The following is an 8,811-nucleotide window of genomic DNA, read 5'->3' as shown; positions in this document are numbered from 1 at the left end:
CGGTGGGTGGCTCCGGGACGGCCACGAGGGTGGCTCACGGGCGGTGGGTGGCTTCACGGGCGGTGGGTGGCTCCGAGGGCACCTGCGCCTCACCAGCCACCCGGTGATCACCAGCCACCCGGTGATCACCAGCCACCCGGTGCCCGCCAGCCACCCGGTGCCCGCCAGCCACCCGGTGCCCGCCAGCCACCCGGCCCCCGTCAGCTGGCGGAGGTCGGGACGGCGACGGTGCTGACGCGGTCGTTGACCAGCTTGTCCAGCGCGCCGCGGAGCAGGGTCGCGAGCTGGCCCCGGGTCACCTCGGCGCGTGGGTCGAAACGGTCCGCGCTGACGCCGCGGACGAAGCTGAGGTGGGTCGCGACCCGGACGTTGCGCTCGTGCGGCGACCCGACCACGTCGGCGAACACCGGCCCGGTCGGCCGGACGTTGCCCTTGGCGAGCCGCTCGTAGGTCCGCACCACCAGCGAGGCGAACTGCTCGCGCGAGACGGGGCGGTTCGGACCGTAGGTCGTCGCGGTGATCCCGCTGACGACCCCGACGGCGGCGAGCGACTCGATCGCGTCGCGGTGCACCGAGGTACCGAGGTCGGTGAAACGAGGCTCGCTCGCCGGGGCGAGCGGGGCAGCCGTGCGGTACAGGTTCGCGAGGAACGTGGCGACCTGGCCGCGCGAGACGGTGTCGTTCGGGCGGTAGGTGCCGTCGCTGTAGCCACCCGCCAGCCCGTGGTGGACGACGCAGTCGATGTTGGCGGTGTGCGTGCCCGGTCGGGGCAGGTCGGATGCCGGCGCGGGTGGGGCGCCGGTCGGGCACGCACCGAGCCGGACGCCGAGCGCGTGCAGCATCCCGGGCCCGCTGGCGACCCCGGCCACGGACGCGGAGCTCGGCGCGTGGAAGTACTCGGGACCCGGCCGGTTGAGCGGCCCGAAGGGGCGCGCACCGACCCGGATCGCCCGGGCGATGCGAGCCCCGTCGTTGTTGCCGGTGGCGCTGACCGCCAGCGCCGCCAGCCCGGAGACGGTGGGGGCCGCCTGCGAGGTGCCATCGAGGTAGCCGTGCCGGCCCTCGGGGAGGGTGCTGAGGATGCGCACCCCGGGCGCTGCGACGTCGACGTCGACGGCGGACCAGTTCGCGAACTCCGGGACGATCCCCCGGTTGTCGAACGCGGTGACGGTGATGACGTTCGGCGCCTCGGACGACGCTGGCATCGCCGGTGCGTCCGCCAGGTCGGCGCCCTCGTTCCCGGCCGCCGCGGCCACCGGGATCCGCGCGTCACGCATCGCCTGATCGAGCTGGGCGAGCTGGCCGGTCGACGTCGGCGTCCCCGACACCGCCCAAGAGGCGTTGATGACGTCGGCACCGGCGCTGGTGGCGTACTGGATGGCGCGGATGCCGTCGCCGACGAAGCCCTTGTCCTCGCGGAGGAACTTGACGCTCATGAGCCGGACCCGGGGGGCGACACCGACCATGCCGTAGCCGTCCTCGGCGGCGGCGACGATCCCCGCGATGTGGGTGCCGTGGTCGTCCTCTCCAGGGACACCGCTGTAGACCTCTCCGGTGGGCCTGGGACCGCTGAAGTCGCAGCCGTGGAGGTCGTCGGGGCACCCGAACGCACCGACCGTCGGGTTGTGCCAGAGGTTGGCCTGGAGGTCCGGGTGGTGGATGTCCATGCCGGTGTCGACGACCGCGACGACGACATCGGGGCGGCCGCGGGTCGCGACCCAGGAGGCCTCCGCGCCGATGTCGATCCCGGCCAGACCGACCTGCGCGAAACCGGTGCTGCCCTGGACCTGCTGGCCCTCGTTCTTCCACCACCACTGCGCGCCGCGCAGGGGGTCGACGACCTCGTCGTCCTCCGCGGTGTTCACGGAGGCCGCGCCCGCACCGGGATCGTCTCGGTCCGAGGTGGCCGGGGTGGCCGAGGTGGCCGAGGTGGCCGAGGTGGCCGAGGTGGCCGAGGTGGCCGAGGTGGCCGAGGTGGCGGCGCGGGTCGGCTGGCGGTCCTGCGCGGCCGGGCGGAACGCGAGCAGCCGGTCGAGGTCGATGTCCACGACCTGTGGCGCGGCGGCGAGCCCGGCGATCGCGGCGGCCGGGTCCCCCTGCACGTCGACGACGGCGACGCGGTAGCCGTCCGTCGCCTGGCCGTGAACGCCGGCCGCATCGAGCACCGCCTGCCCCTCGACGACGGTCACGTCCTCGCGGAAGGTCACGAGCAGCCGGTCGGCGATGGCGTCACCCACGCGGGCTGACGCTTCCGAGGAGGCGGCCGTGGCCAGCTCCCGCAGCGCCACGCCAGCGACGGCCTCTTGCGCTGCGGCCGAGCGGGCCTGCGCGCCCGTGACCTTGGCCGCTGCTGCGGTCGCCTCGGTGGCCGTGGTCTCGGCGGCTGCGACCGTGGACTCGGGCTCGGAGGCGGTTGCGGCCGCCTCGGTGGTCCCGGTGGCCGTGGTCTCGGCGGCTGTGACCGTGCCTTCGGAGGCGGTTGCGATCGCGGTCTCGGTGGCCGACGCGATGGGAGCCGAGCCGACGCAGAGCGCGACGAGGAGTCCCCCGACGAGCCAGTTCCGCGTTCGTTGCATCCAGCACCCTCTCCGAGCGGCGCATGGTCCCGCACGGCACGCTTCCGCGCCGCTCTCATCGGCCGTTCGGCACGCCAGCAGCACGTCTTCCGGCCCTTCCGTGCGCGGGGCGTGCGTGGAGCGTGGGCGAGGTGTCGGCGAGCAGCCTGGGCGAGACGTCGGCGAGCTGCGTGGGCGAGACGTCGGCGAGCTGCGTGGGCGAGACGTCGGCGAGCTGCCTGGGCGGGGTGCGCGAGAGGCGACGGCGGGGTGCACGAGAGGCGACGGCGGGGTGCGCGAGAGGCGACGGCGGGGTGCGCGGGAGGCGTGCCGATCAGTCGAGCGGGGCGCCCCACGTGACGGAGTCGAGCAGCTCGTCGAAGGTCGGCAGCGCGCGGTCGAAGGTCGCCGGGGCCTGCTCGTCGTCGGGGAGCGGGACCGGTTGTGCGAGCAGCTCGACCTCGCGTGCAGGCACGACGACGACCAGCTCGCGGGTGGTCGCCGAGCCGTCGCCACCGGGTGTCAGGAACTGCAACCGGGTCGCCGGGACCCCGCCGACCTCGATCGGCTGGTCGACCTCGAGCGTCGCCCCCACCTCCTCGATGTAGCTGCGCCACTCCCCCGGGGTGACGCCCGGGCGGTGGGTGAGGAAGACCGCGACGACGTCGCCGTCGGGCCGGTCCGCCTCGGCGACGTCGGCACCGATCGCTTGGTTCGCGAGGCTGAGCCGCGAGTCCTCCTCCTCGAACACGACCCACCCGTCGGGGACGGTGAGCTCGAGGTCGCGCCACGCGACCATGCCGTCGTCACCGCCGCAGGCCGCGAGCAACGAGGCGATCACGACGAGCAGACCCACGCGGAACCGGCGGGTGCCGTTGGGGCAGCGGGTGCGGCGGGTGCGACGAGTGCGGCGGTCGCGGCGGTCGCGGCGGTCGCGGCGGCGGCGATGGCAGCGGTCGTGGTGCGAGGAGGAGCTCACGTGACCTCGGACGGGGCAGCGGAGAGGGATCGGATGCGGTCGGCGCGCGACCAGGCGACGCTCGCCACGCGGCTGGGGCGACGGGATCGGGGCGCGTTCGGGCGGGAGAGCGGCGGAGCGGGCTCAGGCCTGGTCGTCGTCGCGCTCCTGGAGCTCGTCCATCAGCAGGGCGAGCTGCGCCGTGGTCCGCAGCGGGTCGTCCTCGGCCGGAGCGCCGCGCGTCGCTCGGACCGCCGGGAGCTCGTCGGTCGCATCGACGACCTCGGCCTCCCCAGCTCCCTCGTCGCCCTGGTCGTCGCGGTCGGCATGGTCGCTCTCGGCACCCGAGGTCGGCGTGTCCACCGACGCGGGGTCGACGGCGGGACCGGACTCGGCCTCCGGCGTGGCGCTCAGGTCCGCATCGGGCCTTGGCTCGGGCGTTGGGTCCGTCTCGCCGCCGCCGGATTCGTCGCTCGACGTCGGGCTGTCGGCCGAGGTGTCGGTCGACGTCGGGGCGTCGGTCGGAGCATCGGTCGACGTCGGGGCGTCGGTCGGAGCATCGGTCGACGTCGGGGCGTCGGTCGGAGCGTCACCGTCGGTGTCGGTGTCGGTCTCGTGCTCGCTGCGAGCATCGATCCGCGCCGCGAACTCGGCGGCTCTCGCCCCGGAGAGGACGTCGGTATCGCGCGGGACCGACGCTGCCTTCGGGTCCGGGAAGGTCTCGGCGTAGGGGGCCTTGCGGGTGACCGCGCCCGGCGGCAGATTACGGACGACCCGCACGGACGGGCCGGGAGACCGGCCGATGTCCTCCTGCGAGCTGAAACGACGCGTCTCGGTCGGCTGCGCGGGCTCCGCCTCGCCGCTCGGCCCAGCTTCGTCGCCCGTGCCGGTCGGAGCAGCGTCGTCCCGCTCCGCGGCGTCGTCCGCAGCGTCGGCGTCGACGTCGTCCGCAGCGTCGGTGCGGGTGTCGTCCGCAGCGTCGGCGCGGGCGTCGCCATCGGCGTCGACTGGGTCCGCGGCGTCAGCGTTCTCAGCGGCCTCGACGGCCTCGACGGCCTCGACGGCCTCGACGGCCTCGACGGCCTCGGACCGATCAGCGTCAGCCCGATCGACGTCAGGATCGTCGGACTCGGGCGCCGCGGCGATCGGGGTGGCGACGGGCACGGTTCGTTCCGCTTCCACACCGCCGCCCCCCGACCCATCGCGGTCCGAGTCATCGGCGGTCGGCTCGGGCGCCGATCGGTCGTCGTCCGCTCTCCCGCGAGCGAGCGGTGCGGGCGCGCCGTCGGCGGGCCGGATGGGAGCGAACGCGACGGTGTCATCGTGGACACCCGAGGTCCAACCTTCGTCATCGCCCCGGTCGTCACCGGACCGTGGCGCGTCTGTCGTTGTGTCGTCCGACCTGATGCGGGCCGAGCCGGCGTCGCTTGATGCGGTGTCGTCGGGGCGGGCTCCCCGATCAACCGGCTCCTCGGGGGTCCCGGTCGACCCGCGGGACGGTCCGTCCGCGCCAGCCACACCGAGCCCAGCGGCTGCTGCTGCCGCACCCGCCGCACCCGCCGCACCGGCTGCACCGGCCGCAGCGGTACCCGCCGCCGAGCCGCTCGTGCCTGCGGCGATGGCCGACGGCGACGCTGTGGCCGGACCCGGCGTCGCGCCGGACCGATCGGCGCCACGGACCGGACCTGCCTCGGCGCCTCGCCCCTCGCCCCCGACGGCCCCATCGACCGAGCGATCGCCTGCGCGGGCGGGCCCCCGCAGGTCACCCGAGTCGTCGCCCCGAGATGCCCCGTCGCGGGGTGCGTCGTCGCGGGGTGGCGCGGTGCGGCTCGTCATCGGTACCGACGCGCCCGAAGCGGGCCGCGGAGCCGAGCCGGTCGCCCGCGCGGTCCGGTCGTCGATGAGGATCACCTGGGCGGTGGTCCCGGCGGTCTCGACCGCTTCGATGGCCGCCTGCAGGCGCACCCGGGGGGTCTGGTCGCGGCGGGCGACCAGCAGCACCGCGTTCAGCGCACAAGCGGCCGCCACCACGTCCGGTTCGGTGACCGGCGGCAGCGCGACCAGCAGCACCTCGAGGTCCTTCGGCAGCTGGGTCGGCAGCTCGGCGGCCGCCTCGATCGCGGCGTCGATGTCGCGGCCGGCTCCGAGCCGCGCGAGCTTCACGTCGGTCTCGAAGCTGACGCTGTGGCCGAGCGACGCACCGTCGCGGACGACCTCCAGCAGCCCGTCGTTCGGGGTCGCGCCCGAGGCGATGTCGACGACCAGGACGCTGGCATCGCGATCGGCCAGCGCGACCCCCAGCGCGTCGGTCCACGCCGGCACGTCGGCCCCGCGCGACGCACCCGCGATCCCGAGGACGAGCCGGCGGCCGTCGCGAGCAGCGAGGACCGACGCCGCCAGGTCTCCGACCGCTTCGGGCGAGATGGCGCTGGGCAGCACGGCGACCAGCTCGCCGCCGACGGACCGCACGTGCCGGGGCCCGCGGATGGTCGCGTCACCGGCGTCGACGACCACCGCGACAGCGATGGCGATGAGCACGGACGCGAGCGCGACCGCGGCGCCGATCAGGGGCCGCGGCGGCACCAGACCGGGCGCGGCCACGGCGAACAGCACGCCGACCCCGCACAGGCCGAGAGCGACCGTGCGGAGCAGCGCGGAGCGGCGTTCGAGGACGTCCAGCGCCTCGAAGAGCCAAGCTGAGCGTGAGGAGGAGGCCATGGCTCGCGACGGTAGCAAGGTGGCCCTCGACCACCCTCGCAGCGACCCCGGCCGGTGGCCGTCCACTCCGGGAACCCGAGCGAGCAGGGGCGGTCAGACCAGGCGGCGCGCGGTCGGGCGCCGTCCGGTCAGGCCAGGCGGAGCGCGGCCGGCGGCGCCGTCCGGTCAGGCCAGGCGGAGCGCGGCCGGCGGCGCCGTCCGGTCAGGCCAGGCGGAGCGCGGCCGGCGGCGCCGTCAGGCCAACCGCTGCGCGGTGCGCGGCGCCCGGTCAGGCCAGGCGTCGCGCGGTCGCCGTCGCGGCCACCACCTCGGCGTAGCCCGGCGGCGGGACCACCTCACGCCACGCCTCCCGCGCCTGATCGGCCGCTCCCGGGATGCCACGGTCAGCGCGCGCGAGGTGGACCGCCCACGCCAGGATCGGCGGCGCCAGGCCGACCGCGGCGTCCAGCAACCGAGCCTCGTCCCGTACCACCCCCGCGAACAGCAGCGCCTTCGCCCGGTGGAAGTCCGACCCGTGCGCGAGGTCGGGGCCGAACCGGGGGCGACCGGCGGCCTCGTCCCACCTCGGTGTGGCGTCGTCGTCCACCTGCGGGGGCTCGCCTCCGGTCAGGAACGCGACCTCGGTGGCCACCCACGACAGCCGCACCCGCTGCCTCGCCGTCCTCGGGCCGTCCGCAGCCCTGGCCACGGCGTCGCGAGCCGCCACCAACCGCCGCACGGCCCGGTCGGCGTCCCCCTGCCCCACCGCGTCGGCGACCAGCGACACCCGGAGCATCGCCTCGTCCACCGGGTCGGTGGCGCGCAGGAGGGCGGGCATCTCGATCGCCTCGGCGTCGGCGTGGAGGCCGAGCTCGCGCAGGACCCGCCCACGCTCGGCCGCGATCCACGGCTCCAGGTCGGGCAGACGGACGCGGTCGAGGTGCGCCCACGCCAGGTCCCCACGCCCGAGCCGGCCCCAGACCACCCCGTGCCACACCGGCCCAGCCGCCTGGTGGCGCCACCCCGCGGCGAGGTCCACGTCGGGAGGCAACAACCTCGCGAGCGCATCGGCAGGCGGCGGTGGCGGCAGCGGGGTCCCGGTCACGCCAACGAGCCTACGCCGCGCGTCCGCGTATCCCCCGCCCGCGACGCCCCCGCCCCCGCCCCCGGCCCCGGCCCCGACCCCGACCCCGGCCCCGACCCCGACCCGTCGAGGGCTACCACGCCACCGTCCGTGCACGCAGGTGACGTCGATCGGGTCGGACGAGTGCACGTTCCAGACCGGCCTCCGCGATCGTGCACGGGAACGACCCACCCAGCGTCACCCGCGTGCACGATCAGCGTGGGGACGGCGTCACCACGTCCTCCGGCCGCGGCCAGGGGACGCCGAGGTACCGCTGGGCCTGTCGGTGCACGGCGTCACGGACGCTGGCCAGGAAGCGATCCCAGCCTCGACCGAGGTCCTCGACCGTCGCTCGCAGGATGCGCCAGTCGTCGTCAGCCGTCGTCAGCGCGTTGGAACGGCGCACATCGGCCAACAGTTGGGACCTCTTGCTGTGTGCCAGCATCGAGTCGTGGTCGATCCCGAACCGGATCGAGGCGATCCCGAGGTCGAGGTGTACCGACCGACCGTCCGCGCAGGGGACCGCTACCTGCCCGTGGTCCAGCGGCACCCCCGCGGCGACCAACCGTTCCCTCACGCGCAGCTCGGAGGACACATCGGTGCGCCCCGCAGCGTCGAGCCGAGCCAGCACCTCGGCGACCCGTCCTCGCCCCGGGTACCTCGGCCACCGATCGTGTTCGGCGGCGACCTCGTCGAGCGTCGTGCGACGCGTCTGGACCAGGTCGATGACCAGATCGGTCAGCGTCGAGAGGTTGGCGACCGGCGCACACGACCGCACGATCCACGGGGCAGCGAGCACCGGCACCCCATCGACCTCCTCGATGCGTTCCCCATCCCACGTGCGCGTCCGGATCACCTCGATGCGGTCCGGGACGCTGCGAGGTGCCCGGTGGACAGGCACGTGGACCTGGACCCGCACGGGTGACCCGATCCCGACCCCGAGCAGGTGAGCACCCGACCACCTCGACACCGCGACCGGTCGAGGCACGTCCAGATCGGCACCCGACAGCTGCGCGACGGCCGCCTTCGCCCGGACCTCCGGCGTCGAAGGCGTACCCGGAGGACCGACGACGTCGCGGTGGAGGAACTGCCAGCCGTGCCGACGGGCCGTCTCACGGACCCGTCGAGACGTGACCTCGAGCGCCTCCGCAGCGGCGACGGCGTGGATGACGCCGCCCGCAGCCACCGTGATCTCGATCAGCTCGTCGATACCCATCGCAGGATCATGACGTGGTGGGTCGATCCGGTGGGTTCGAGCTTCCTCCCGCCTGTGGACGGCGTGCCTGACGACGGTCGATCGCCGTGCGTGCGCACGACCGACGTGGATCGGGTCGCCTCCGTGCACGCACGGGAGCGACCGTGGCGAGCGTGCACCGGAAGGCCCCTATCCACGTCACCTCGGTGCACGAAGCCGCGCCGGCAGCGAGGTCGCGGGTCTCGGGGCGGGGTCACGTGGTCGGGGAGGCGGCGAGGTGGCG

At 75.2% G+C, this 8,811-nt stretch carries 5 protein-coding genes; all 5 read right to left on the bottom strand.

All coding sequences use genetic code 11. From position 1 onward, the window contains the following. Positions 1-200 precede the first annotated feature (200 nt). The 5 genes from WEB03_RS00505 to WEB03_RS00485 all read right to left on the bottom strand — a co-directional run bounded on the left by WEB03_RS00505 (position 201) and on the right by WEB03_RS00485 (position 8,549). Positions 201-2,576 carry a S8 family serine peptidase gene (locus WEB03_RS00505; RefSeq protein ID WP_368069015.1) on the bottom strand — a complete coding sequence of 792 codons (2,376 nt, stop codon included), beginning with the start codon at positions 2,574-2,576 and terminating at the stop codon, positions 201-203. Between the two features lie 313 nt (positions 2,577-2,889). Beyond that, positions 2,890-3,411, bottom strand: coding sequence for a hypothetical protein (locus WEB03_RS00500; protein ID WP_368069014.1), 522 nt, complete (start codon positions 3,409-3,411; stop codon positions 2,890-2,892). Positions 3,412-3,657: 246 nt separating this feature from the next. Next, positions 3,658-6,231 (bottom strand): hypothetical protein, encoded by a 2,574-nt coding sequence (locus tag WEB03_RS00495; RefSeq protein ID WP_368069013.1) that lies wholly within the window; start codon positions 6,229-6,231, stop codon positions 3,658-3,660. Positions 6,232-6,499: 268 nt separating this feature from the next. Next, positions 6,500-7,315, bottom strand: coding sequence for a hypothetical protein (locus WEB03_RS00490; RefSeq protein WP_368069012.1), 816 nt, complete (start codon positions 7,313-7,315; stop codon positions 6,500-6,502). Positions 7,316-7,547: 232 nt separating this feature from the next. After that, positions 7,548-8,549: a hypothetical protein gene (locus WEB03_RS00485; RefSeq protein ID WP_368069011.1), complete on the bottom strand. Its 1,002-nt coding sequence runs from the start codon at positions 8,547-8,549 to the stop codon at positions 7,548-7,550. Between the last annotated feature and the right edge of the window lie 262 nt (positions 8,550-8,811).

Origin of the sequence: Nitriliruptor sp. (assembly GCF_040882075.1) — a bacterium.
Classification (GTDB): domain Bacteria; phylum Actinomycetota; class Nitriliruptoria; order Nitriliruptorales; family Nitriliruptoraceae; genus Nitriliruptor.
Note: the sequence above shows the minus strand (reverse complement) of the source record. Positions and strands in the feature narration are given on the sequence as shown.

Bases quoted from the DNA above. Each gene is read 5' to 3' on its own strand.
- WEB03_RS00505 (WP_368069015.1), bottom strand. From the start codon at position 2,576: ATGCAACGAACGCGGAACTGGCTCGTCGGGGGACTCCTCGTCGCGCTC.
- WEB03_RS00485 (WP_368069011.1), bottom strand. From the start codon at position 8,549: ATGGGTATCGACGAGCTGATCGAGATCACGGTGGCTGCGGGCGGCGTC.
- WEB03_RS00495 (WP_368069013.1), bottom strand. From the start codon at position 6,231: ATGGCCTCCTCCTCACGCTCAGCTTGGCTCTTCGAGGCGCTGGACGTC.